Raw genomic sequence first — 24,861 nt, 5'->3', positions numbered from 1 at the left:
TTGCCTGTGTGCTGAAGAACTCAGCCGCCGAAGCCGCCGGCGCCGCGCTGGTCAGCGCGGTGCATGTCAGCGTTGGCCTCGTTGACGAACTTGCTGCCGCGGTCCAGAGCCATACCGAGCTCGCGGATGCTCTGGTTCCACTTGGCCTGCGCACGGTTGTAGGCGTCAGCCGCCTGGCCGGTGAAGTTCTCCTGGAGGCCCATGATGTGACGCTCGAGCTCGTCGAGCTCGCGGTCCATGTCCGCGACGCCCTTGAGCAGGACGTCGGTGATGGAGCCCATCTTCCCGTGGTTTACGACAATCTCTTCACCCATGTCAGTTCCTTCCAGTCCTGTGCTTGAAATGCGGGCTGACCGGGTGGTCAGCCACCCATCTTGTAGGAGATGCTGTCCATGCTGGAGGTGACGGAGCTGGACTGCCCGGCAACATCCTCGTCGGCCTGGCTACCGACCTTGCGAGCATTCTCGAGACCCGCGGTGAGCTCGTCGAGCGCGTTGGTGATCTCGCGCGACTTCTCGTTGTAGGTGTTCATCAGCTGCTGGAACGAGGTGCCGCCGGCACCCTTCCAGCCCGATGCGCCCTCCGCCTGGGCCTCCGAGACGGTGCGGCTGTTGACACTCTGCAGCTTGGCCTTGGTCTCGTTGATGAAGTTGACGGCGGTGTTGATCGCCTGGCCTTGCTTGATCTCACTGCTCATGGTGCTGTCCTTCCACCGGCGGAACCGGTTTTCCTAGGTTAGATACCTGTTGGAGCCCGGCTCCCGATGGGCTCCCCCGAGGTCCGGACAATGTGTTCATACCCCGTCCCCGGAGTTCTAAACACAAATCTCTGAACTTTTTCAGCCCTGCTGCCTAGCTGTTGAAACCCGATTCCCACAGGTGTCGGAAGAACCCTGAGGAAACCACGAACGACGCGATGACCGCGGCGCCGCACAGCGACTCCGCCCAGTCGGCCCGAGACGCCCACTTCGCCGAGCGCCAGCCCCGGCCGGTCGCGATCGCCGCGATGATGACGGCGAACCCGATCACCACGACTCCCAGACCGAACCAGGAGACCAGCTCCGGGTCGGCCCAGCCTACGAAGGCACGAACCCCGACCGCCAGCGCAATAACCCCGGCAACCCGGAGTACGCCACGAGGCAGCCAGTAGCGATAGCTGCGCGCCGAGAGCAGGATGACGAAGGCACCAGCCAGCGTGATCAGCCAGCCACCGATCCGGTCCACGTCGTCCGTCGCGGTCGCCACCAGCGCCGGTCCGCTCACCGCGACCACGGCGAGAACCGCCCAGGAGGCCGCCGCCAGCGTGCGGGCGCCGCGCTCGGCCACCTCGGTGACCTCGTCGATCGGGACCGTCGCCTTGCCGGAGGTCGTCTTCGCCCGTGCCGACCAGGCGGTCACCGACAGCTTGGAGACATCGAGAAGATAGGAGTCCGGGACGTCGACGGCGTACGACGGGACGATCCGCGCCGCCAGCGCAGCAGCGGCGAACAGGATCGACCACGGCACCTGCGGCGAGGTGCCGAGCAGCGCGCACAGCGCGGTCACCACGAAGGCGACGACGCCGGTCGCGGTCCAGATCTTCAGCGCGGCATCGACGGTGTCGACGAGGGACCGCGAGACGGTCGCGACGACCGCGGCACTCAACCCGGCCACACCCACCGCCATCGGCAGCGTCTCGGGCGCCGGGTCGACAGTGATGACGAACGCAGCGCCGGCGGCGAAGGCCGGGGCAGCGATCGCCCGGCGCGCTGCGTACGGCCCTGCGGGGATGATGCCGACCAACGCGCCCAGCGCGAGCAGAGCGGCGATGGCCAGTCGCTGCCAGCCGTCGGCCTGGGCGCCGAACCCGGCCGCGGCGACGGCCAGAAGAGTGGCCAGACCGACCCAGTAGATAGAGAAGCTGCCCGCTCGGACCGGCGCGGCCGTCTCGACGACCTCACGCCGCGCGTAGGCCTGCGTCGGCGGCGAGTCGGCGGCGAGCAGGGCGCCTGAGGTGATGCCGCGCGAGGCGAGCGATGCGTCCGGCTGGATCACCTCGCCGCGGCGGTCCCGCAGCACCGGAGCCGCGGGAAGACCGACTGCGGTGGCGTACTCCCGAGCCAGGTCCGAGGCGTGCGCATCGGACGGAACGACGATGTCGACCACTCCGGCGGTGCCGTGGACCGTGACCGCCAGGCCGCCTGCTGCGAGCGCCGGCTCAACGGCATCGGCCGTCTGAGTGGGCATGACACCTCCCGGATGCGTGATGACCCTGTGACAGAGTTCCACATCGGAAGCTCCACCGCCCGTTTTACCCGACCGGCACGGTTAAGGGTAGTAGCCGGGTGGCGGGCACTCTAAGATCCTGACCACCTGCGGCATCCGGGACCGTGGGGCACTGAACCAGTCTCAGGGGGACACGTGACCATCGCTGCGACAGCCGGCGGTACCCGCACCGAGGAGCCGGAGGTCCCCGAGGGGGAGTTGGCTCTGAATGCTCCGCCGGCTATCGAAGAGGGCGAGGGTGTCGGCGGCATCCTGATGAACGCCATCCCGATGCTCGGTGGTCTCGGGTCGATCGTGCTCATCGCGACCATGCAGTCCGGCGCAGGCGGTTCCCCGCCGATCCAGCGCTACATCGCAGCCGGCATGTTCCTCTTCGCGACCCTCGGCTTCATCTTCGTGCAGATCGACCGTCAGCGGAAGCAGAAGCAGAAGCAGGTCGGCGGGCAGCGCACCGACTACCTGCGCTACCTGGCCGGTGCTCGGCAGTCGGCGCGCAAGGCCGGTGAGCAGCAGCGCAAGGCGCTGACCTGGCACTACCCCGCGCCGTCCTCGCTGCCGGCGATCGCCGAGGAGCGCAGCCGGCTGTGGGAGCGCTCGAACACCCACAAGCGCTATCTCGACGTCCGCTACGGCGTCGCGCACCAGCCCCTGGCCCTGACCCTGGTGCCGCCTCAGCAGACCCCGATCGACCAGGTCGACCCGGCCTCGGCGAGCGCGCTGCACCGGCTGCTGACGGTCCACCGGGTCCAGCCCGACCTGCCGGCCGCGACCAACCTGCGCGGCTTCGACAAGATGGAGATCTGCGGCAACGAGGACCAGGCCCGGGCGCTCGCCCGCGCCCTGATCTGCGGGATGACGGCCTTCCACTCGCCGGAGCAGCTGATCGTCGCCGTGCTCACCTCCGAGCGCAACCTGGCCGAGTGGGACTGGGTCAAGTGGCTCCCGCACGCGCAGAGCGGCCGCGAGGTCGATGCAGTCGGGCCGCGCCGCATGGTGGTCACCAACATCAACGACCTCGGCGCCCTTCTCCCGACCGAGGTCGGCGAGCGTGCCCGCTGGGGCACCGACGACCGGATCCCCTCGCCCCAGGTCGTGGTCATCGTCGACGGCGGCTCCGTGCCGCCGGGCAACCACGTGCTCCCCGACGACGGCATCCAGGGCGTCACCGTCATCGACCTGCCGACCCACTGGGACGAGCTGTTCGACTCCAGCCGGGTGCGGTTCCTGATCGACGACGAGGAGCCCGACGAGAACAACACGGTCGCCGGCTACCAGGTGCGCGTACGTATGGACCCGGTCCGTCTGCGGGTGGACCAGATGACCATGGCCGACGCCGAGGCCTACGCCCGGCGCCTGACCGCGCTCTACACGGTGGCTCCGGAGGGCTCCGACGCGGCCGCCGAGACCCCGCAGGACACCGAGATCGCGGCCCCGAAGGACTACATGGCGTTGCTCGGTCTGGGCGACGTACGCTCCTTCGATCCGGACGTGGCTTGGCGTCCTCGCGCCAACCGCGACCGGCTCCGCGTGCCGGTCGGTGTCGGTGAGGCCGGCCAGCAGATCTACATGGACATCAAGGAGTCGGCCCAGCAGGGCATGGGGCCGCACGGCCTCGTCATCGGCGCGACCGGTTCCGGTAAGTCGGAGTTCCTCCGCACCCTCGTCCTCGGTCTGGTGCTCACCCACCCTCCGGAGGTCCTCAACCTGGTGCTGGTCGACTTCAAGGGTGGTGCGACCTTCGCCGGCATGGCGGGCATGCCACACGTCTCCGCGGTGATCACCAACCTCGAGGGCGAGCTCACCCTGGTCGACCGTATGCAGGACGCGCTCTCGGGTGAGATGACCCGCCGCCAGGAGCTCCTGCGCGAGGCCGGCAACTTCTCCTCGCTGAAGGACTACGAGAAGGCCCGTACGCAGGACCCGTCGATGGATCCGCTGCCGTCGCTGTTCATCGTGGTCGACGAGTTCTCCGAGATGCTCTCGGCCAAGCCCGAGTTCATCGACCTGTTCGTCGCGATCGGTCGTCTGGGCCGATCGCTCGGCATCCACCTGCTGCTCGCCTCGCAGCGCCTCGAGGAGGGCCGCCTGCGCGGACTCGACTCACACCTCTCCTACCGCGTCGGTCTGCGCACGTTCTCGGCGCAGGAGTCGCGGACCGTGCTCGGTGTGCCGGACGCCTACGAGCTCCCGGCAATCCCCGGCCTCGGTTATCTGAAGCCCGACCCGACTAACATGCAGCGGTTCCGGGCTGCGTACGTCTCGGGGCCGCCGGCCGCGGGATCACGGGTCCGCCGCGACGAGGGCGGCAAGCTGCAGGGCATCTACCCGTTCTCGATCGCCGAGGTGAAGCAGCTGGCGTTGCCAGCCGAGGAGGAGGAGCGTCCGGCCACCCCGGTCGTGGGCGCGGACGGCGTCGAGAAGTCGATGCTCGACATCGCCGTCGACCGGATGACCGGTCACGGCGTCCCAGCCCACCAGGTCTGGCTGCCGCCGCTCGACATCCCCGACACGCTCGACACGCTGATGCCCGATCTGACCACCTCGCCCGAACTCGGTCTGCACTCGCCGGCCTGGAAGCGGCTCGGTGGGCTGGTCGTGCCGCTCGGCATCGTCGACAAGCCGCGTGAGCAGCTGCGTGACACGCTCACGGTCGACCTGCGCGGGGCCGCCGGTCACGTCGCGGTCATCGGCGCGCCCCGCACCGGTAAGTCGACCACGCTCCGCACCATCGTCACCTCGATGTCGCTGACCATGACGCCGCAGGAGGTGCAGTTCTTCGTCCTCGACTTCGGTGGCGGTACGTTCGCACCGCTGGCCAAGCTCCCGCACGTCTCCGGTGTCGGCACTCGCTCCGAGCCCGACGTCGTACGCCGCGTCCTGGCCGAGATCTCCGGCATCATCGACCGCCGCGAGGCCTACTTCCGGGCGCAGGGCATCGACTCGATCGAGACCTACCGCACCCGCCGTGCTCGCGGCCAGGCCGACGACGGCTGGGGCGACGTCTTCCTCGTCATCGACGGCTGGGGCACGCTGCGCGCCGACTTCGACGACCTCGAGTACGCCATCCAGGAGATCGCTCCGCGCGGCCTGACCTTCGGTGTCCACATCGTCGCAGCGGCCGGTCGCTGGGCCGAGTTCCGCTCCTCGATGCGCGACATCTTCGGCACCAAGCTCGAGCTGCGTCTGGGCGACCCGATGGACTCCGAGCTCGACCGCAAGCTCGCCGCCCTGGTCCCGACCGGGCGTCCGGGTCGTGGCATCGTGAAGGAGAAGCTCCACTTCCTCAGCGCCCTGCCCCGCATGGATGGCGACGGCTCTGCGGCGACGCTGGGCGATGGCGTCGACGACCTGATCTCCCGGGTCTCCGCGGCCTGGCAGGGTCCTGCCGGACCGAAGCTGCGGCTGCTGCCGGAGCGGATCACGATCGAGCGGATCCGCGAGCAGGCCGGGGTCACCGAGGAGAAGCCCGGCAAGCGACTGCTTCTGGGGATCAACGAGAAGGAGCTGGCCCCGGTCGGCCTCAATCCCGACACCGAGCCTCACCTACTCGTCTTCGGCGACGGCCAGTCCGGCAAGTCCTCGATGTTGCGCAGCATCGCCCGCGAGATCATGCGGACGCACACGCCCAAGGAGGCACAGATCGCGGTGGTCGACTACCGGCGGTCGCTGCTCGGCGAGATCCCCGAGGACTACCTGGTCGGCTACCTCACCTCCGCGACGCAGGCCAACCCGACGCTGAACGACCTGGCGGCGTACCTGACCAAGCGGATCCCGGGCCCCGACGTCACGCCCGAGGAGCTGCGCAACCGGTCGTGGTGGTCCGGCGCCGAGCTGTTCGTGCTCGTCGACGACTACGACCTCGTCTCGACGCAGCAGGGCTCGCCCCTGGCTCCGTTGCAGCCATTGATGGCCCAGGCCGGCGACGTCGGTCTGCACGTCATCCTCGCCCGCCGCTCGGGCGGTGCGTCACGCTCGCTCTACGAGTCGGTCATCCAGTCGATGCGCGACCTGGCGATGCCGGGCCTGCTGCTCTCCGGCAGCCCGGACGAGGGCCCGCTCATCGGCAACATGAAGCCGGTCCCGACGCTTCCGGGTCGTGGCCGCCTGGTCACCCGCGACCGCGGTATCGAGGTCATCCAGCTGGCCTGGAGCGAGTCGACGGTGTAGTCCTCGAGCTCTCGAATGATGAACGGCCCGCGCCCTGATCCAGGTCGCGGGCCGTTCGCCATTCGTCTCCGGTCAGAGCGTCCCGGTGCCGTTGTTGTTGGAGGCCTTGCGCAGCGGTGGGTGGGTCTCGTACTCGTCGGCGGCGGGCATCTCCCACGTCTCGGCAGTGAACCCGTCCTTGCCGGAGATCAGGACCGACGCCTTGTTGAGGTACTCGTAGTCCCCGTCGCTTGCGCGCAGCGGGTTGATCAGGTCGTCCCTACCGTCACCGTTGACGTCGGCGACCGCGGGGATCTGAGACCCGCTGACCGCGTCGTCGTTCTTGACCGGGTCGTCGATGTCCCACGACGGCTCGGGAACGAACTTCTTGCCCTCGGGGTCGTAGGAGTAGACGCGGATGGCCCATTTCTGGTCCACGATCTCCTGGGTGATGAGCTCGTCCTTCCCATCGCCATCGACGTCGGCGAAGTTGGACGACCCGGCGACCCGGTCACCGTCGGGTCCGGGCACCTCGAGGTCGGTCTTGGTGAACTTCGACCCCTGGCTCATCAGCAAGTCGGTTGCGACCGGCGAGGTCTCCCTGGCGCCCGCGATGATGTCGGCTCGCTTGTCGCCATCGAAGTCGCCGACGTCGAAGTTGGCGTCGAACGTGGTGCCGTTCCAAGGCCCGGTGTACCAGTCGGTGCTCTTCCCCCAGGTGTTGTCTGCCTGGCTCGCCATGACCGTGACGTGGAGTTGGAGATCCTTGAGCTTGCCGAGCTCTGCATCGTCCGCGGGAAGCTTGGTCCCGTTGCCGACGGAGATCATGCCGATGTCGTCGCGTCCGTCGCCGTTGAAGTCGGCGCAGAACATGGCCAGGCGCTTGCCCGACGCCGGCACCTGGATGGCGCCGTCGGGTTGGTTCTTCGCGTTGGAGTCGACGTTGAACGAGGATCCGATGCCGGAGACCTGGACCACGTCGACCCGTCCGTCGGCGTCCAGGTCGCCAAGCAGGTTGCCGAACTTGAGGCCCTTGGTGGTGCCGGCCTCGAAGCCCTTGCCCGTGGAGGCGAAGAGGGTCGCGGCGTTGCCGTCCCAGTTGTAGTTGACGTCACCGAACGGCGCACCGAGCACCAGATCGCCCAGCCGGTCCCCATCGATGTCCCCAGTCACCGCCGGCTTGGGCTTCGCGGGAGTGTTCTCCGTGGTCGCGAGGGTGACTCCCACCGCGGTGCCGCCCGCAACGAGCACCGCGAGTGCCGCCGCGCCGGCGATCCACCACGTGGCCTTGGCACGTTTGAGGGTGACGGTGGCTCCGGAGGCGAAGCCCATCTGTCGCCCGGCCATCGCGGCGAAGCGGTCCCGAACCCGGACCGCCTCGTTCGTACGCTGGGCGGGATCCTTGGCGAGCAGGCCACGCTCACCGGAGAGCAGGTCGTTGGCCTGCAGGGTGAAGTCGTCGCGACCCGGCAGCGTCGGGATCGGCTGTGATCCATGAGCCATCGCAGTCTCGACGTCGTTGGCCCCGGTGAAGGGGACCGTCCCGGTGACGAGCTCGTAGAACAGGCAGCCCAGCGAGTAGAGGTCGCTCGCCGGAGTGGCCGGCGCGCCCATCGCGCGCTCGGGGGCCAGATAGTTCCACGCACCGGAGTGGATCCCGGGCCTGGCGGTCGCGGAGTCATCAGCGCGCGCCGCCGCGAAGTCGGCAAGGTAGGCGTACGGCGGAGTGTTGCCGTCGCGCAGCAGGATGTTCGACGGTTTCACGTCGCCGTGAACGACGCCGACCTCGGGCGAATGGATGGCTGCCAGACCATCGGCGATCTGGGCACAGATGTCGGCGGCCAGCGGGCCGGGCAGACGGCCACGGGCCTTCAGCAGCGAGCCGAGGTCGCCGCCGTCGGCGAACTGGGAGACCAAGTAGGGGGCGCCGTCGTTGGTCCGGCCGTTGGTGTAGACGCCCATGATGTGGGGCGAGTCCAGCTTGGCCATCAGCGTGGCCTGCTTGTCGAACCGAGACACGAACTCAGGGTCCCGGGCACTGCGCCCGAGGAGCACCTTGATGGCGACCGCTCGGTTGAGGCGGGTGTCGGTGGCCCTGTAGACGACCGCCATCTCGTTGGACGCCACCTGATGGTCGAGCCGGTAGGGCCCGATCATGCCGGGCGCATCCGCTCCTAGCACGGTCGCCGGCAGAGGTGCCTGCACAGGGGGAGGCGGGGGCGGCGGGGCCTGCGTCGGCGGCAGGGTCGACGGAGGCGGTGGCGGAGCAGGAGGCGGTGGCGGCGTACTCGAAGGTCCGCTGGGCCGAGCGACCCGAGGCCTGATCGTGGTCTTGTCGGGGTCGTCGACCGGAGGACGCTCGAAGGACGGCTGCGGCCCGCGAGGGGCGTTGTCAGGGTTTCCGGTGGAATCGCTCATCCGAGGGTTCCTCCCATCAGGTTGTAGCGGCGTACATCGTCGGGCGACTTCTTCCACGTCGCCATCATGTGACCGGGGAACGTGCCGGTCTTCGAGGCCAGCGCCACGTAGAAGGCATAGGGGCTTTCACTGGTGTCCTGCGTAGCGGCGACGATGTCGGTCCGTCCGTCGCCGTTGACGTCGGCAACGGTCACGGGATACCTGCTGGTGGTCTTGAGGGTGTTGCGGGGCTTGGGCAGCTTCCCGCGGTTGGCGATCGAGAACTGGGTCAGGTCCTCGCTGAAAGTGCCGACGGTGATCGACTGACCCTCACCACGGCCGGCTTCAGCGGCGACGATCTCGTCGCGACCGTCGCCGTTGACGTCACCGGCGACGAGCGAGCTGATTCCCTGGTGTTTGAAGGCGAACGACTTGGGCGCAGCAACCACAGACCCATCTCCTTGGTAGAGGTCCAGGTCCGAGGTGCCGGTTGTGAGCGTCATGTTCTCTGGGCTGCCTTCGACCCGGTTCAGGACCAACAGGTCAGCCTTCTCGTCGCCAGTGAATTCACCCACCACGACCTGCTCCCTGGATACGGCCGGATAGGCCGCGTACCGCGTCGGCTCCGCAAATCCCGACGCCGTGCCGCGGTACACCCAGACGCTGCCGGTACCGACCGTCCTACCCTTCTTGTCGAGTTCACGGTCCGGGTTGCCGAACGTCGTGGTCATGAACAGATCGGCGACACCGTCACCGTCGAAGTCGTCAATGCCCAGGTCGTAGTAGAACGTCGACCCGGCCATCTTCTTGCCCTGCTCGACGACTCCCGCCGGCGCTTTGAGCGATCCCTCCAGATCACCGTGGAAGTTGAAGCCCTTCTCGCTCCGTACGAAGGTGATGAGCGAGTTCTTCCCATCGCCGGTGAAGTCGGCGCAGAGCGGAAACACCTCGCTCCCGTCGTTGTCCTCGGGGAGAGCGGGGTCGTCGTACGTGACGGGTTTCGACGGGGTCAACGTGCGGCCGTCCGACTTCCAGGTGACGACATCCACCCCCTCGCCGTCGGGGTTCTGGACGTTGGTGACCACGTCCCCGAACTTGTCCCCGTTCACATCCGCGTACGCAGCGCCCTTGACGGTCGGGACGATGGGCTCGGGCCCGTGCTCGACCCAGGGCTGGGTGATCGCCAGGGCTCCACCGACGCCGAGAGCGGCGACACCGACCATCGCGACACCGACCCGGAGCGGAGTGATCTTGGACGGCCGCTGCGCCTCCTCGATCAGGATGGCTTCGCTCTCGGAGGGCGCCCGGACGGCCGCGACCAGGATCGGCGCCGGGTTGGGGTCGGTCATCGACGGCGCGGGCACCAGCTGAGCGGGCGCGGTGATCTCGCGCAGCTTCAGCAGGTCGTCCTTGAAGACCGCCGCGCTCTGGTAGCGGCTCCGGCGGTCCTTCGCCATCGAGAGCTGCAGGATCCGGTTGGCCGCCTTGGTCCAGTCGTCGGAGCCGACGAACTGCGGGATCGGCGCGTTCTGGTGGGCCATCGCCACCTGCACGGCCGCACCCGAGTAGGGGATCTTGCCGGTCAGCGTGAACCACAGCATGCAGCCGGCCGCGTAGATGTCTCGTGACGGCTCCGGCGAGATCGGGCGGCCCTGCGCGTCACGCTCGTCGCGGATGTATTCGGGCGCCAGGTAGTTCCACGTGCCGGTGATCCCGCCGGCAGGCGAGTCGGCGGACGAGGTCGCGATCCCGAAGTCGCACAGGAAGGCGAACGGGTCGAGAGGGCTCGCCGGGTTGCGTACGAGCACGTTGGACGGCTTGACGTCCTGGTGGATGATCCCCGCCTGGTGGGCGTCGTGAAGCGCCCCCGCCACCTGCGCGTTCACCAGGCACGCCAGGTGGGGCGCCAACGGTCCGTTGCTGCGTACGAGTCCGGTCACATCACCGCCCTTGATGAACTGGGTGACGATGAACGGGCTGCCCTGCTGCTCACCGATGTCGTAGATCGCGATGATATGGGGCGACCTGATCTGCGCGAGGGTCTGGCCCTCGCGGATGAACATGTCGATGAACTGTCGGTCGGCTAGGTGGGCATGCACCATTTTCAGGGCGACTTGCCGTTCGAGCTTGGTGTCGAAGGCGTCATAGACCACGCCCATTCCACCCTCACCAAGAATGCGATCCAGGCGGTAGTGGCCGAACACTGCCCCGGGATGAAGCGTCGTCATGCCCGCACCCTATTTCAAGGGCGTGGAACCCAACCACTCCAATGCGCTAAAAGTCGCCTACTTCTTGGTCGGCGACCACTCGACGATGGTCGAGACGAGCGGCGCGACCTGTCCGGACCGGGGACGTACGCTGTCGACCTTCTTGTCGATCACCGTCACCGTCGGGTTCATCACGATCGGCACGACGATCGAATCGCGTACCAGCGTCTTCTCGATCTGGACGCGTACGTCGCGGGCCTCATAGGGGTCAGCGGTGCGGGCCAGCTCGCTGATGAGGCGGTCGCGATCGCGGTCGCCGCCGCCGGTCGCGTTCTGGCTGCCCTTGCTGCCCCACTGCGCCGAGATCTCCTCCGGCGTCTGGGGGATCGGGATCCGGACGAGCGCGGCGTCCCACTTGTTGCCGGAGAGCACCTTGTCGGCCGAGGACACACCACAGTCGGTGGTGCCCCAGCCCTCATCGTCGACGACGTTCGAGATGGTGTCGTAGGCGCCTGCGGCGAACGCGCTCGACTTGTCGTACACGATGCACACCTTGGCGCCGCGCGGGGCCGTCGCGTCCTCGGAGGCCTTGAACTTCGTGGAGAACCCGGAGTCCTCGGTCGCGATCTGGTAGCCCTCGCCACCCGGCGGGAACAGCACGACATCGGTGGCTTCGTACGCCTCGGCCCACTCGCCCGCGCCACCCTCGGCGATGTCGCTGCGGGGCACTGCCCGCAGATAGGACGTACGGGTGTCCTTGCGCTTGAACAGGCCACGGTCGGAGCGGAGGATCAGCGCCCACATGGTGCCGTCGTTGGCGTTCGCGACGCCGTAGTCGCGGCGCTCGAGGTCGCGCACCTGCTTCCGGTTGGCCTTGGTCGGGGTGACCTGGACGACGTCGACCTTCTCGCCCAAGCTTTCCAGCGCGTCGGAGCTGGCCGGGGTGAGGCGTACCTGCTCGTAGGTCGGCTTGGCCTCGCCGGCGTATTCGGGGTTGGCCTCCAGGTCGACCTCCTGGCCGCTCTCGCCGGCCGAGATCTTCGAGATCCGGTAGGGCCCGCTGGAGAGCAGCGCCTCCTCGGACGCCTTGCCGTTCTCGGCGACCGCGAACGCGGTTGTCCATGCTTCCGCGATCTTGGTCAGCTTCGCGGTATCGGACTCCTCGATCGCGGTCTCGACGACCTCCTTGGCCTCGATCGGGTCCTCGATCTTCAGAGCCTTCTGCCCGACGACGTGCGCCGGGACCGCAACGTCCAGGGCCGTACGCCAATCGACCACCGGCACCACCAGCGGGACCTCGATGGCGCGGGCGCCCTCGTCGACCTCGGGGATGTAGGCGCTCTTGGTCAGACCTGTCGGCACCCCACCGAACTCGACCTTGCCATCGCTGCCTTCCTTGGTGCTCGCGAAGTAGCCCGAGGTCGCCGCCCAGGCGAGCATGAGGTCGGCGGTGTCGATCGGCACCCCGTCGGACCAGGTCGGCTCGGCGAGGTCGTAGCGCACCCGGGCCTGCTTGTCGCCCTCCATGGTGACCTTGCCGAAGGTCTCGTCCATCTCGACGGTGTCGTTGACCAGGGTGCCGAAGGCTCCGCGGGTCAGCGAGGCGATGTCGAGGTTCCCGTCGGTCACGCTCGCCGCGCTCGCCGGGTTGGTGCTCGTCAAGGACCCCGTCCACGCGACGGCGACCTCCGACCCCTCCTCCACCGAGGCTGGAAGATCACCCGAGCAGGCGGTTGCAACAAGCGCCAGACTGGCAACGGAAACAAGTCCCGCTCGACGACGTGCCCCAGGATGCACCTTCAAGTCCCCTCTCCGAGACAACGGACGCCCAGATCCTAACGAGCCGCGACGGAGACCGGCCACCGACGTAGCCAGTCTCCGTCGACGAGGTTGTCGAGACCTCAGCTGGCGGGGATCTCCACCTGCTCCTTGAACTCGGCGATCGTCTTGTCCGAACCGATCACCTTCGCGCCGTCGCGGCCGTACTCGACGACGTACGTGTCAGCCTTCTCGTCCGCCTCGAAGGCGATCCATCCGGTGTGCTCGCCGCCATCGCGCCGCGACACGTCCTCGAACGGCGTACGCTTCGCGGCGGTCAGCTCCGTGGCCACCTCGTCGGTGTCGGGCGACCAGAAGTCCGCGCCGTTGTCCCAGGAGATCTCGAAGTTCCCGTCCTGGATCAGGCCCCCGTACTCCTTCCCGGGCTTGACCTTGATCTGGAGCAGCACGATCTCTCCGCCTTCGGCGATGAGCTCGGCCTCCTCCGTCGACTGGAAGTCGCGGACTGCGGAGATGATCTCGATCGTGTCGCCCATCTCGGGGTCCTTGAGCATCTTCCCGATCTTCACCTCGGTCTCGGCGCCGGCAGGAGCCGCGGACGCGGACTCGGAGGCCGGTGCACTGGACTCGACCTCGGTCGCTGCGTCTGCGTCCGAGTCGGTTGCCTCGGAGCCGCACCCGGACAGGGTGAGCGCGAGGCCAACGCTGAGGCCGGCGGCGGCCAGTCGACAGGTCCGGACGGTGGTGCGAGTGCGCATGAAGAAGTGCCTTTCAACAGTGAATGTTCCCGAGATCGAGAGATACGGCGTCACCCTGGCAACTCGAGCCCTTGGTGGTCGCTCTTTACTTCGGCGTGTCGCGGTGATCTGCACGACATCGCCCGGAATTCGCCTACTAGCCGTTCTCGGCCAGCCACTCCGGATTGATCGCCAGTGCCGTCACACTGGCGTCCTTGGTCGGGAAGTCGACGTCCTTCACGTCTACGTCCAGAGCCACGGACGGCTTGCCGGTGGCCAGGTCCGTACGTACCAGGGTCAGCTCGGTCAGCTCGGTCCACACCCGGTCGCTCCGACGCCTGGTGAAGCGCTCATGGAGGTCGCTCTCGTTGGTGACCGTGTAGACGTCACTCGACGAGTACGCCAGCACCTCGGCGTCGAGCCCGACGGAACCCTCCAGGTAGCCGACCTCTCGTGCACGAATCGGCTCAGCCCCGGTCGGCAACGGCGCGCTCCACATCGCGTTGTCGACGACCCAGAAGAGCTGTCCATCCGAGACCGTCACCCGATCCGGTCCCCCGATGCGCGACGAGTCGCCCTCCGGATAGACGATCTCGTGGTCGACGGCGACCTGCGCCGCGGGCGTTCCCTTGGTGGTGTTCCAGACCCGCACGAAGTGCTGGTCGGCGTCGTTCTCCCACCCTTCGTAGACGATGCCGTCGACGCATGGCGACGTAGTGCCTGGGAAGGCCGAGGGCTCCAAGGTGGTCAGGATGTCCGTACCGTCGTGTGGATAGGCCGACGTCAGCGCGGCGCGGTCCAGCTGGTTCTCCGGGATGGACTCACTGTCGTCCTCGAATGCCTTGGTGTCGGTGCCCCTCCCCGACGAGAGGACGCGCTCACCGCAGACAGCCGCGGTCGACGTCGCGCCGTACGGAGACACCCGAGTCGTCGCCTTGCCGCTGGCGCCGTCGATGTAGGTCACGAACGGATCCTTGGACGAATCCGCGGGGCTGAAACCGACCAACGTTCCCCCACCCACCTGCACCCGGTACCACTCGTGTTGCGTCTCGTGCTCGTTCCCGCCACTCGTACGCTCGTTCGCGGTCAGCCCGGTCTCATCGATCACATAGTCGTGGTTCCGGTCGGACGTGGTGATCCCATCCTCCGTCCATGAGATCGCGGCGCCCTCGACGTCGTCGAGCTCGATCGCACGCGTCTCCCCCTTCGGGGAGACCAGCACGAGGTAGCTGGAGTCCTCGCCGCCCTCCTTGATCCGCATCGCCAGAACCGCGTCCTCGGTCGCGAAGTCCTTCGGAGGTGGGCCAACCGCACAACCAGAAACCAGCACTGCCGTGGCCACCGCCATCGCTGCCAAACCCCGAGCCACCGTTCACATCCCGCCGTCAGTAGATGAGTGAAGGATGCTCAGGTTAGCGATCCCCATCCGCGACCTGACCCAGACCCATCCGGTCGCCGCGGACTAGGGTGAAAGCCCTCGACCTCGGGTAAGTGGAGCACTCATGAGTTTTGGCGCTGTCGCCGCCTTGCTGATTGGCATCGCGATGCTGATCCTCCCGGCATGGCTGACGATTCATCTGGTACGCCGCCAGCGACGCCTGGCCACCTGGACTCGCACGGAGGCGACGATCCGCCACGTCTGGAAGAAGAAGCGTCAGTCCTCCGCCACCGGGACGTCCTCGACGGAGACGTCCATCAATGCGCGCTACGAGTACCGCGACTCCGCCGGGATCCAGCACATCGGCGAGGTGGAGCACCTGGCACGCCCGAAGGTCGGCGACGTCATCGAGATCATGTACGACCCCAACGATCCAAAGACCAATGAGACCGTCTCTGGCGGCTCCGTCGTCGGCCGCGTCGTCAATTACAGCGTCGCCTTTATCGTCTTCGGCGGCATCGGGACATTTCTGATCCTCGCTTCCCTCGACCTGATCTCGATCTAGCCATACCTTCGCACCACCCAAAGAGTGCGCGGCAACAACGGCGCCGCGGATATGGTCAGATCCCCACGGCGGAAGCGATCAACACCACCCCGATGACAAAGAGGGCCACCGCGAAGATCAGAAGGACGTACAACCACGTCATGGAGGACCCTTCGCTGACCTCCGGCCTATCAGGGTCATACATGATCGCGATACGGGAGTTCCGCTTCGGCTCCCGGAACCACGGCGTATCGGTGCCCGATCGCTGTTGGCCCGACGAGTCCACGTACCGGTAGCGAACGGTCGTCTGGGTGTTGCCAGAACTCTGTCGCTTCGTCTTCACCGATGTGACCGTGCCATCGGCATGTATCCACGTACGCCGACGAATCCAGGTGCGCACAGTCATGACGAGCGACATCGGAAGGATGAGCGCCAAGCACGCACCGAACAGCACCAGATTCAGCGACTCCATGGCGTCCGCTCCATCCTCACCCACCGAACGATTCCCGACCGTGAGCGCGTCGACGTTCCAACGACGCACTCACGGTTCACGAATCCGCCTGCCGCACGAGTCAGGCGGGCAACCACCGCAGAGTGGACACGCACAGGTCGAGCCCATTCTTCCAGCCGATGAACTTCTCGTCCGTCGCGGACATCGACTCCGGGCGGGCAAGGGATGCCGTGAGTTGAAGGCCACGGCGCCTCTTGGACCCCGGGATCGGCGTCATGTAGACGATCGACGTCACGACGATGTTCCCGCCTTCAAGCACACGAGTGGACTCCCGCTCGAACCGGACGAACCGCTTGTCGCCGAACAGGGGCTTCGCACCGTGGTCGCGGATAGCTTGTGCAACATAGGCGTCGAGGTTGCTGCCGTCCTGAGAACGTCGGACCGCCGCCAGGATAGACGCAGGGTAGTACGCCTTGCTGTCACCCATGTCGCCGGTCTGTGCGAAGTAAGCGACGACATTCTGCTTCTTCATGACGTCATAGGCCTCGTCCAACTGCGACCGGAGAGTTGCGTGCAGTTCGGGTCGGTTGGCTGCCATGAATCGCTGCTTCAGAGCAGCGTCGATCTTCTCCTTGCCCGCAACGTCTGGGGTGTGCCGCTCCCAGCCTGGAAGAAGCTTCAACTCAAAGTCCGGATCCTTGACAGCTCCGAGCATCTCGCGCAACGAGGTTCCTCCTTGATCGCTCATGGTCACACCCCACCATTCCTAACCGACTGAAGTGGCGCCTTGTCAAAGGTCTCGAAGTCGGCATACGAGACGACCCGACGCGCACGCAGCCGCAGAAGCGCTCGGTGCCGACTCTCGAGGAGGACCTGCTCGTTCTCGGGCGAGAGGTGGTCGAGATCGACCTTCGGTGGCTTCGTCTCGGAACGGAATCGGTGATGCCCGACGATCGTTCCGATCGAGACGGCCAGAAGAGCCACCGCAGGAATCATCATGAGCCACCACAGTGAGTTGTCCATGTTGGCCGCGAGAATCGCGATGATCAACCCCACGGCAAAGATCGTCGCCATGATGCTGAAGGCGGACACTGTCCGGTCCGCCTGCCGATAAGGCAAGGACCGCCACTGCAGGTAGAAGTACAGGACCGAGAACGCACCGAGAATGCATGCGACGTAGACGAGTGCGATCACCCCGCCGCTGGCGCGCCCGCCGACGAGGGCGGCAACCGCAAATCCAAGAACGATGAGTCCGACGATCGCCACCCACGTCATCAACTTCGAGATCATGCGTTCGGCAGGGGTGCGTCGTCGGTCCCTGGCCGCCAACTCCAGCTCGATGTAGGCGTAATCCCGGACAACTCTGTTGAGCTCATTGATGTCGAATCCGGTGCCAGCCATCTGTGTCGCAGCCCAGTCCATGGGGCTCGGAGCCGCCGGTTTAGGCATTGGAGATTCTCTCCCATTCGTCTGTCGGCTTACGCGTAACTGTTGGAACTGGCTCTGCCGCGAACTGTTTCCCGTTCGGCTCCGTGACCTGCAAGCTGGAGAGCAACACTGGAAGGCCGGCCATCGTCATTTGGAAGACCTCCTGCGAGCCGGCCTCAGCGATGACGAGGACACTTCCTGATTTGTCGCTGAACGAATAGACGACCGTGAAGAGCTGGAGATCTGCTCCGTCGATCGTCTCTTCTCGCAGTGCAACACACTTGAGGCCGGGCCCGAGGCCCCCACCTGGGTATTCGTCCACATCGAAACCGGCCTCACGCCATCCCGAAGCGTCCAGAGGAGCGCCCGCAGCCAGCAGTATGCGCACCCGACTCGGCACAGGGACGTCGAGCGGCCAATGCAACATCACGGACAAGGTTCCGGGCTGAACGGCCTTGGCCGCGGCATCAGTTAGAGCGTCACGGACCGCCGCTTCGACGCCAGGACCCCAAGCTTCCTCGCCCCACCAGGATCGGATGCGTGCGATCTCGCTCTGAAACCACTCCTCCGGTTCACCGATGCCTTCGCCCGGGACCCGAGTCCAACCGCTTTGGGGAAGGACTCCTTCAGCAAGCCACTCCGCTTCCATCATTTCCTTCTGCTAGTGAGATGAACGAGGCCGATACTCAGTTGAAGGCGTCGACGAGCGACCCGCCACCGAGATCTATGCCAGTGTTGATGTGACCAGCAACCGAGAAGCCGTGCTTCAACATCGCCCCGTGAACTTCTCCCGCCGCCTTCCACAGATTGGCGTTCTCGCCGATCCGGGCGAAGTCACTGACATCCAGACCCACGTGGATCGACGTCATGACATCGCCGAGGGCTTTACGCCCGAGTGCAGCGTCATCGAGCCCGCTGGCAAACTTGAGACCTGTGCTGAACTTGGACAACTTGGAAGCGCCCTCGCCCAACTCCGCGATTCCATCGGCCATCTTGCCGAACTTTCCGAAGGGAACGACGTCGAGTGCTGCCGTAAACAATTCAAAGGCCGTACATTCACCAGCGCAGAACTGAACGGCTCGCGCAAGGAGAATTGCGGCAGACAGTGCGAGCGCGATAGCGGCGAACGGGCCAGCAACGAAAAGACCGATCACGAAGACGACCATCGCAACGATTTCCAGGACAGCTACGATGTCATCGAGCACCTCCCAGAAGCCGTCCTCGATCTTTCCGGACAGTCCGTTGGTGATCCCGGAGACCGCCTCGTCGTAGCCGTCCTCCCACACGTCGTACCACGTGTCGAAGCGCTCGGCCGCGTTCTCCCACGCGTCGTACGCCTGCTTCTTGGCCTGATTATCCTCGGCCTCTTGCTTGGCCTCGGGGCTATCGGCGTCATGGCCGCCGATGCCCAGCACGCCACCGTCGGCCTCGGGCTCGGTGCTTCCGTCCTTGTCACCCGGGAGCGCTTCGTACGCCTCCCAGAGGTCTGAACAGGTCGTGGCGCTGTTGTCGATCAGCGGTTTGTACGTCTCGAGCACTTCGCCGTACTTCACGATCACCGGACCGACCGGCTTGTAGAGTTCAGCCGCTTCGTCCAACGTCTTGTAGGAGTCACCGATGGTCTCCTGCAGCTTGGCGACCGCCTCGCCGCTCATCGCCCCGCTGGACAAGGTGTTTTCCTTGATCCCTCGCAGCGTGTCAGCGGCGGTCTCCATCATCGTGCCGACGCGAATGATGTCCTGCCCCCGCGAAATGATCCCGGAGGGAGAGCCTTCAACACTCTTGATCTCACGGCCACGCGGGGAATCCGGCATGCCACCGAACATGTTCTACCCCTACCCTTTAGCCGTGAATGCCACGGCCATATCGTTGTCTCCGCCTTTGAAGCCGCTCACGACATCATCAATGTGCTTCTTCACGCCTTCGAGACTCTCCTTGAGCTCGTCGCGCTTGTCGTCCCAGCGCTCCTCGAAGTCGCATGCTTGATCGCGCAACTCGCTCTTGTCGAACGGGTCGCCGATATCCGCCTCGAGATCCTCAGATCTACTGGTGGCGTTCTCGAACTCATCGATGATCGTCCCCAAACTTGAGGCCGCAGCCTCGAGATCGGAGAACGTAATAGCTACATCTGGCACGGTGCCGCACCTTTCGGACGTCTAGCAAGTCCGGCCCATCGGCCGAGAAATGGACATTTGGGAGCGGCGGTGGCCCAACTGGTGTTGGGCCCACCGCCGCAAGGTCGATCAGCCGCCGGCGAGCTGCGAGTCCAGGTCCTGGATGGCGGTCGCCATGTCACGCAGAGCCTGAGCCATGTCCTCGACACCAGCAATGGCGTCCTTCAGACCCGTGGTCATCTCCGTGTAGCCGTCCTGGAACTTACCGGACGCCTTCTCCGTCTTGAACCCGTCCTGAACGAGCTCGTCGACGTAACCCTGGCACTCGTCCAGAGCGGACTCAATCGTGTCCTTACCCTGGTCGAGCTTGTCGGCGGTGCCGGTCATCTCGTCGTATGTTGCCCCGAAGTCACTCATCGATCTCGCCTTTCCCGCGATTTCCATTACACGACACCCCCAATGCGGCGCCGTTCGTCACCATCACCCACGCGTCACATGGTCGTGAAGCGTGAACCCGACGAGCCGACACCCTCATCCCGGGCGTGAGCCGAGATCCGGGCAATCAACTTCGTCACGGTAGTCCTACCCGCTACGTCGAGTTCTAAACATCTCCGAAAGTAAAATTTCTGCTAGACCCGGTTAGGAGGTCGCAGCAGCGCAGACCAACGCTGCGGCTCAGCCGCCGGCGAGCTGCGAGTCCAGGTCCTGGATGGCGGTCGCCATGTCACGCAGAGCCTGAGCCATGTCCTCGACACCAGCAATGGCGTCCTTCAGACCCGTGGTCATCTCCGTGTAGCCGTCCTGGAACTTACCGGACGCCTTCTCCGTCTTGAACCCGTCCTGAACGAGCTCGTCGACGTAACCCTGGCACTCGTCCAGAGCGGACTCAATCGTGTCCTTACCCTGGTCGAGCTTGTCGGCGGTGCCGGTCATCTCGTCGTATGTTGCCCCGAAGTCACTCATCGATCATTGCCTTTCCCGCGATTCTCATGACAAGACGCCAGTCAGGGCGCCGGTGGCCACCGTAGGCCACACTCTTCTCCCGTGTGAAGGGTAAAAACCGATTCGTTGTCACACATTCATACGGCGCTCTCGGAGTCGCTCGCGAGAGGCATTTGCATGGTCACCGTGCGCCCGGCCTGGACGAAGATTCCGCGGCCTGCAGGGAAGTCGGTGCGCTTCAGTTTGCCGAACGGAACCTTGAACAGCGTGTCGCCGTCGTAGGTGTCCGGCTTGAGCACGATGCCCTGGCGAGCGGCCTTCCATTCACCCATGACGCCCGAGCCGCCGCCGGCTCGAGTGACGTCGGCGTCGCCGACGAAGAGGTGGTCGGAGTTATTGATCGCCTGCAACAGAGCGCGCATCGGGCGGTCGGCAGGACCGTCGGCCAGGTGGGTCATGTCCTCGGCGACGATCATGATGCGGCCGGGGAAGGACTCGTCGGCGACGATCTCGGCGAGCTCGGTGACGAGGGTCTTCTCGTCGTCGGGGCGGGTGGCGCTGCGTACCCAGGGCCTGAAGTCGCCCAGCATGGCGCGACGGCTGCCGAGGTGGAACAGCTTCACCTCGGGGTCGAAGCGTTCCATGGACTCGACGAGCGCCTTGAGTACGTTGGTCTTGCCCGACTGCGGCGGGCCGGTGACGATGAACGAGCCGATCGGGTCGAAGCCGCGCGGCGCCAGGGTGTCGTCGGCGATACCGAAGACGGGCTGACCGTTGGCCTGCGCGGGCAGCGACCGGCTGGAGATCTTCGTCGGCAGGGCACCGATCTCGCCGACCTCGGGAACACCCAGGGCACGCAGCTGCGAGACCAGCTCGTCGAGGGCCTTGGTCTGCTCGGCGACGTTGGTCGTGCCGCCCAGGACAGCGAGCTGCACCTCGGCCTTGTCGACGACGGCGCGACCCGGCACCGACTGCTCGTTGAGTACGTCCTTGGGTGCTCCGACCAGGACGTACTGGCTCGGGTCGGAGAGCCGCATGACGACTCGGCGCGGGATGTTCGCGAAGACGGCCGTGGGGACGGACCCAGACCGGTCGGCGGTGATCACCGCGTGGATGCCGAGCGGGCGGCCCTCGCCGAGGACCCGCATGAAGGACTGGTAGAACGGCGCGCGACCGGCGGCGATCTCCCACTCCTTCTTGAACTCGGGGTAGTTGTCGATCAGGAGCAGGATGCGCGGCATCGACTGGTCGGCGATCTCACGGTATTCGGTGAGGTTCGCGGCAGCGGCCTTGGAGAACAGCTCCGAGCGGCGGTCCATCTCGCGCTCGAGGGTGCGCATCAACCGCTGCAGACGCTCGGCGTCGTCGCCGTCGATGATCGAGCCGACGTGCGGGAGACGCTCGATCGCACCCAGCGCGCCGGAGGCGAAGTCGAGGCCGTAGACCTGGACCCGGCCGAGCTCAGGACGGGCGCCGGCGGCGGTCGCGATCGTCTTCAAAAGGGTCGACTTGCCCGAACCCGAAGACCCGAAGATGAGCAGGGAGCCGTCGCGGTCGGGAGCGAAGTAGATCGCGTTCTGCTGCTGACGCTCCGGGATGTCGGCGAGACCCAGCAGGATCTGTCCGTCGCCCTCCAGCGGCAGGTCGCGCATGTCGACCACGGACGCGAGGTCGTCGAGCCACGGTCGCCGCGGGGTCATCAGGCCAGCGGTGGCGGAGGCCTTGATCAGGTTGGCCACGATCCGCTTCTGGTCGTTGGGGCCGAGGTCCTCGTCGTGCGAGTCGCTCTCCGGCGGACGCTCCGGCTCCCACTCCGTGATCGAACCGAACTTGAGCTCGGCCACCCTCACATCGGCGGTGACGACCTCGTCGTCACGCGTCCAGCCACCGGCGTACGCGGACTGGAACGGGGTCAGGCGGCCGGGTCCGGTCTTCGCGATGCCGCGGCCCGGCAGGGACGGCGGGAAGGTCCCGGCGATCGGGTCGTCGACGACGTCCTTGGAGTCGGTCTCGTCGGCCATACGCAGCGCGACGCGGAGGTTGGTGTTGGCCCGCAGGTTGTCCTTGATGACACCGGCCGGGCGCTGGGTCGCCATGATCAGGTGGATGCCGAGCGAACGACCTCGCTGAGCGATGTCGACGACGCCGTCGACGAACTCCGGCACCTCACCGGCCAGTGCCGCGAACTCGTCGATGACCAGCACCAGCGCGGGCGGGCACTCCGGGTCCTGCCGCTTCTCCAGCTCGAGGAGGTCCTTGGCCTTCTTCCGGTTGAAGAGGTGCTCGCGGTGGTGCAGCTCGGCCTTGAGGCTGGTCAGCGCGCGGCGTACGAGGTGCGGGCTCAGGTCGGTCACCAGACCGACGCAGTGCGGCAGCTCGATGCAGTCGGCGAAGGCCGATCCGCCCTTGTAGTCGACGAAGAGGAACGTCACCCGGTCGGGCGAATGGGCCGAGGCGATGCCGAGCACCCACGCCTGCAGGAACTCGGACTTACCGGCACCGGTGGTGCCGCCGACGAGGGCGTGCGGGCCCTGCGTACGCAGGTCCAGCGTCATCGCGTCGGAGGCGCCCTGGCCGATGATGGCGCGCAGGTTGCCCGCCTTCTTCAGTCGCGGCCGCGGCCGGTCGGAGCGGTCGATGATCGAGTTGTTCTGCCGCCAGCGCTCCACCACGGAGTGCGGATCCTCGGCGACCTCGTTGCCGACCAGCGACAGGAAGCCGACCGAGTTGGGCAGGTCGGAGGAGTCGTGGACGACGGTGCTGGCGTCCACAACCGGCGCGAGCCGCTTGGCGAACATGTCCATGTAGGCGTTCGAGACACCCTCGACAATGACACCCTCGTAGAGGTCGCCGTTACGGACGAGCCCCACGGTGGCACGCTCCAGGCCGTCACTGACGTCCAGGAAGCTGCGGCACACCGCCGGCAACGCCTCGACGGTGGAAGACATGAAGACCGCGTGTACGCCGACATCGGCGCCGCGCTCGAGCACCTGGACCAACCGGGCGCGGTCCACCGGAGCGTCGTTGGTGACGAAGACGACGATCGAGACCTGCACCCGCGCGTTGGTCTCCTCGCCGGCCCGAGCGACGTCGGTGCCGTACTGCATCGGGTTCCACTTCTCGGCGAACGGGCCGCGGTGCTCCGCGGTCCGGCCGGCGCGCATGATGTATTCCTCCAGCGCGCTGAGCAGGGCGTTGGCCGTCGGCGCGGAGTCGGCCAGCGGCATGTCCTTGAACCGGTTGGTCTCCGAGGTGGTGTGCGGCAGCCACTTGAGCCACTCGAACTCCTCGACCCAGTCCGGGTCGGCGAAGGCGACGGTGACGACCTCGTTGGGCGCGTGCAGGCCGAAGAGCTGCACCGCGAGCCCACGCATCGCGTCGGCGGCCGGGCCGGCCGGGCCGGCGACGCCCACGGAACCCACCGCGGGCAGCGACTCCAGCAGGGGTACGTCGTCGACGTACTTGTAGCGCTCCTTGAGGCGGTCGATCCGCTCGATGAACTCGGGCAGGCCGTTCTGGGTGTCACGCTCCGCGATCGAGTTGCGCGACAGCGCGCGGGTGGTGCCGAGACGTACGGCCAGGAAGTTCCAGTGCTCGGGGCGCCGGGTCCACAGTCGCGGACCAAGCTGCATCGCCTGCTCGAAGACCTCGGCGACCGCCGGGACCTCCTCGTTGCGCGCCAGCTCCTCCTCGGGCTTGCTGCGGTAGAAGACCTCTTCCAGCTTCTCGAACTGCCGCTCGAAGAGCTCGATCTCGTGGTCCTGCTTCGCGCCGGCCTGGCGGTGCTGGTTGATGTAGTTGCCGACCGCCATCATCGGGGTCATCACGACCAGCAGCAGCGCGCGGGCGCGGCCGGTCATCGCGTAGATCGAGAGCGCCATGATGATCGGCGCGATCAGCACGAACCACGGGAAAAGCTTCTTCTGCATCTCCGTGGGCATCCACGGCGGCGGGTGCTCGGTGCCGGGGTAGCGCACGTCGACCCGCGGGCTGCGGTTGAAGAGCAGGCCGCCACCGCGCTCGAGCACCGGGTCCTCGACGGCGGAGAGGAAGTCGGCCGAGAGCTGCATGACGAGCGTGGTGCTGCCGATGACGACCGGCGTGTCCGGAGCCAGACGTACGCGGGAGACCTGGGTGCCGTCGACGACGACGCCGTTCGCCGAGTTGAGGTCGACCAGCTCAACCGAGCGGTCCACCTCGATGCGCGCGTGACGCTTGGAGACCATCGGGTCGGCGAGCACGATCTCGTTCTCGGGACCGCGGCCGATCGACGCGTGGCCGGTGGTCAGCGGGAACGCCTGTCCCCGCACCGGACCGTCGATCGCTCGCAGCACACCGACGCTCTTGCGCCGGGATCCGGTGGTCTCGTTGTCCGGGCCCATGTTGACGACCGCGGCCGCGAAGCCCGACCCGATCGGCGCGTCACCGATGGGTACGTCGGGTTCGAGCGGCTCCATCCGGTCGGCGGTCGGCG

19 protein-coding genes are annotated in these 24,861 nt (G+C 66.5%); 2 read left to right on the top strand and 17 right to left on the bottom strand.

Annotation, left to right across the window (positions count from 1 at the left end; genetic code table 11):
* Window positions 1-20 precede the first annotated feature (20 nt).
* The 3 genes from ABTW65_RS28545 to ABTW65_RS28535 all read right to left on the bottom strand — a co-directional run bounded on the left by ABTW65_RS28545 (window position 21) and on the right by ABTW65_RS28535 (window position 2,225).
* Window positions 21-314 carry a WXG100 family type VII secretion target gene (locus tag ABTW65_RS28545; protein WP_350666498.1) on the bottom strand — a complete coding sequence of 98 codons (294 nt, stop codon included), beginning with the start codon at window positions 312-314 and terminating at the stop codon, window positions 21-23.
* 47 nt (window positions 315-361) lie between these two features.
* Window positions 362-697 (bottom strand): WXG100 family type VII secretion target, encoded by a 336-nt coding sequence (locus tag ABTW65_RS28540; RefSeq protein ID WP_091043262.1) that lies wholly within the window; start codon window positions 695-697, stop codon window positions 362-364.
* 154 nt (window positions 698-851) lie between these two features.
* Window positions 852-2,225: a ubiquitin family protein gene (locus ABTW65_RS28535; protein ID WP_350666496.1), complete on the bottom strand. Its 1,374-nt coding sequence runs from the start codon at window positions 2,223-2,225 to the stop codon at window positions 852-854.
* Between the two features lie 174 nt (window positions 2,226-2,399).
* Here ABTW65_RS28535 and eccCa point away from each other — a divergent pair, with 174 nt between their 5' ends.
* Entirely contained in the window at window positions 2,400-6,431 is a 4,032-nt protein-coding gene (gene eccCa, locus ABTW65_RS28530) for a type VII secretion protein EccCa (protein WP_350666494.1), read from the top strand.
* Between the two features lie 72 nt (window positions 6,432-6,503).
* Here eccCa and ABTW65_RS28525 read toward each other — a convergent pair whose 3' ends face one another.
* From ABTW65_RS28525 to ABTW65_RS28505, 5 genes are all read right to left on the bottom strand, one after another.
* Entirely contained in the window at window positions 6,504-8,828 is a 2,325-nt protein-coding gene (locus ABTW65_RS28525; protein WP_350666492.1) for a protein kinase domain-containing protein, read from the bottom strand.
* Window positions 8,825-11,035 carry a protein kinase domain-containing protein gene (locus ABTW65_RS28520; RefSeq protein WP_350666490.1) on the bottom strand — a complete coding sequence of 737 codons (2,211 nt, stop codon included), beginning with the start codon at window positions 11,033-11,035 and terminating at the stop codon, window positions 8,825-8,827. The genes ABTW65_RS28525 and ABTW65_RS28520 overlap by 4 nt, the downstream gene beginning before the upstream one ends.
* A gap of 57 nt (window positions 11,036-11,092) precedes the next feature.
* Complete coding sequence (locus tag ABTW65_RS28515; RefSeq protein WP_350666488.1) at window positions 11,093-12,676, bottom strand: ABC transporter substrate-binding protein; 1,584 nt, start codon at window positions 12,674-12,676, stop codon at window positions 11,093-11,095.
* Between the two features lie 239 nt (window positions 12,677-12,915).
* Window positions 12,916-13,551 (bottom strand): transcriptional regulator, encoded by a 636-nt coding sequence (locus ABTW65_RS28510; protein WP_350666486.1) that lies wholly within the window; start codon window positions 13,549-13,551, stop codon window positions 12,916-12,918.
* Window positions 13,552-13,687: 136 nt separating this feature from the next.
* Window positions 13,688-14,791, bottom strand: coding sequence for a hypothetical protein (locus ABTW65_RS28505; RefSeq protein WP_350666484.1), 1,104 nt, complete (start codon window positions 14,789-14,791; stop codon window positions 13,688-13,690).
* Between the two features lie 241 nt (window positions 14,792-15,032).
* Between ABTW65_RS28505 and ABTW65_RS28500 the strand changes: the two genes are divergently transcribed.
* Entirely contained in the window at window positions 15,033-15,473 is a 441-nt protein-coding gene (locus ABTW65_RS28500) for a DUF3592 domain-containing protein (RefSeq protein ID WP_350666482.1), read from the top strand.
* A 55-nt stretch (window positions 15,474-15,528) separates the two neighbouring features.
* Here ABTW65_RS28500 and ABTW65_RS28495 read toward each other — a convergent pair whose 3' ends face one another.
* From ABTW65_RS28495 to ABTW65_RS28455, 9 genes are all read right to left on the bottom strand, one after another.
* Window positions 15,529-15,924: a DUF3592 domain-containing protein gene (locus ABTW65_RS28495; RefSeq protein ID WP_350666480.1), complete on the bottom strand. Its 396-nt coding sequence runs from the start codon at window positions 15,922-15,924 to the stop codon at window positions 15,529-15,531.
* A gap of 100 nt (window positions 15,925-16,024) precedes the next feature.
* Window positions 16,025-16,618, bottom strand: a complete 594-nt coding sequence (locus tag ABTW65_RS28490) for a protein TPRXL (protein ID WP_350666546.1) — start codon at window positions 16,616-16,618, stop codon at window positions 16,025-16,027.
* A 35-nt stretch (window positions 16,619-16,653) separates the two neighbouring features.
* Window positions 16,654-17,304 carry an ABC transporter permease gene (locus tag ABTW65_RS28485; protein WP_350666478.1) on the bottom strand — a complete coding sequence of 217 codons (651 nt, stop codon included), beginning with the start codon at window positions 17,302-17,304 and terminating at the stop codon, window positions 16,654-16,656.
* 40 nt (window positions 17,305-17,344) lie between these two features.
* Entirely contained in the window at window positions 17,345-17,983 is a 639-nt protein-coding gene (locus ABTW65_RS28480) for a hypothetical protein (RefSeq protein ID WP_350666476.1), read from the bottom strand.
* A 34-nt stretch (window positions 17,984-18,017) separates the two neighbouring features.
* The gene (locus ABTW65_RS28475; RefSeq protein ID WP_350666474.1) at window positions 18,018-19,157 is read right to left on the bottom strand and encodes a hypothetical protein; all 1,140 of its coding nucleotides are present in this window, start codon (window positions 19,155-19,157) and stop codon (window positions 18,018-18,020) included.
* A 9-nt stretch (window positions 19,158-19,166) separates the two neighbouring features.
* Window positions 19,167-19,466: a flagellar protein FlgN gene (locus tag ABTW65_RS28470; RefSeq protein WP_350666472.1), complete on the bottom strand. Its 300-nt coding sequence runs from the start codon at window positions 19,464-19,466 to the stop codon at window positions 19,167-19,169.
* A gap of 108 nt (window positions 19,467-19,574) precedes the next feature.
* Window positions 19,575-19,862 carry a WXG100 family type VII secretion target gene (locus tag ABTW65_RS28465; RefSeq protein ID WP_008356172.1) on the bottom strand — a complete coding sequence of 96 codons (288 nt, stop codon included), beginning with the start codon at window positions 19,860-19,862 and terminating at the stop codon, window positions 19,575-19,577.
* 258 nt (window positions 19,863-20,120) lie between these two features.
* Window positions 20,121-20,408, bottom strand: coding sequence for a WXG100 family type VII secretion target (locus ABTW65_RS28460; protein WP_008356172.1), 288 nt, complete (start codon window positions 20,406-20,408; stop codon window positions 20,121-20,123).
* 116 nt (window positions 20,409-20,524) lie between these two features.
* Window positions 20,525-24,861: type VII secretion EssC family protein (locus ABTW65_RS28455; RefSeq protein ID WP_350666470.1), on the bottom strand; the 4,337-nt coding region annotated here is incomplete at its 5' end.

It is taken from the genome of Nocardioides sp. NPDC127503 (assembly GCF_040302165.1).
Lineage (GTDB): Bacteria > Actinomycetota > Actinomycetes > Propionibacteriales > Nocardioidaceae > Nocardioides.
Note: the sequence above shows the minus strand (reverse complement) of the source record. Positions and strands in the feature narration are given on the sequence as shown.

Bases quoted from the DNA above. Each gene is read 5' to 3' on its own strand.
- ABTW65_RS28545 (WP_350666498.1), bottom strand. From the start codon at position 314: ATGGGTGAAGAGATTGTCGTAAACCACGGGAAGATGGGCTCCATCACC.
- ABTW65_RS28540 (WP_091043262.1), bottom strand. From the start codon at position 697: ATGAGCAGTGAGATCAAGCAAGGCCAGGCGATCAACACCGCCGTCAAC.
- ABTW65_RS28535 (WP_350666496.1), bottom strand. From the start codon at position 2,225: ATGCCCACTCAGACGGCCGATGCCGTTGAGCCGGCGCTCGCAGCAGGC.
- ABTW65_RS28525 (WP_350666492.1), bottom strand. From the start codon at position 8,828: ATGAGCGATTCCACCGGAAACCCTGACAACGCCCCTCGCGGGCCGCAG.
- ABTW65_RS28520 (WP_350666490.1), bottom strand. From the start codon at position 11,035: ATGACGACGCTTCATCCCGGGGCAGTGTTCGGCCACTACCGCCTGGAT.
- ABTW65_RS28510 (WP_350666486.1), bottom strand. From the start codon at position 13,551: ATGCGCACTCGCACCACCGTCCGGACCTGTCGACTGGCCGCCGCCGGC.
- ABTW65_RS28505 (WP_350666484.1), bottom strand. From the start codon at position 14,791: ATGCGGATCAAGGAGGGCGGCGAGGACTCCAGCTACCTCGTGCTGGTC.
- ABTW65_RS28500 (WP_350666482.1), top strand. From the start codon at position 15,033: ATGAGTTTTGGCGCTGTCGCCGCCTTGCTGATTGGCATCGCGATGCTG.
- ABTW65_RS28495 (WP_350666480.1), bottom strand. From the start codon at position 15,924: ATGGAGTCGCTGAATCTGGTGCTGTTCGGTGCGTGCTTGGCGCTCATC.
- ABTW65_RS28490 (WP_350666546.1), bottom strand. From the start codon at position 16,618: ATGCTCGGAGCTGTCAAGGATCCGGACTTTGAGTTGAAGCTTCTTCCA.
- ABTW65_RS28485 (WP_350666478.1), bottom strand. From the start codon at position 17,304: ATGGCTGGCACCGGATTCGACATCAATGAGCTCAACAGAGTTGTCCGG.
- ABTW65_RS28480 (WP_350666476.1), bottom strand. From the start codon at position 17,983: ATGATGGAAGCGGAGTGGCTTGCTGAAGGAGTCCTTCCCCAAAGCGGT.
- ABTW65_RS28475 (WP_350666474.1), bottom strand. From the start codon at position 19,157: ATGTTCGGTGGCATGCCGGATTCCCCGCGTGGCCGTGAGATCAAGAGT.
- ABTW65_RS28465 (WP_008356172.1), bottom strand. From the start codon at position 19,862: ATGAGTGACTTCGGGGCAACATACGACGAGATGACCGGCACCGCCGAC.
- ABTW65_RS28460 (WP_008356172.1), bottom strand. From the start codon at position 20,408: ATGAGTGACTTCGGGGCAACATACGACGAGATGACCGGCACCGCCGAC.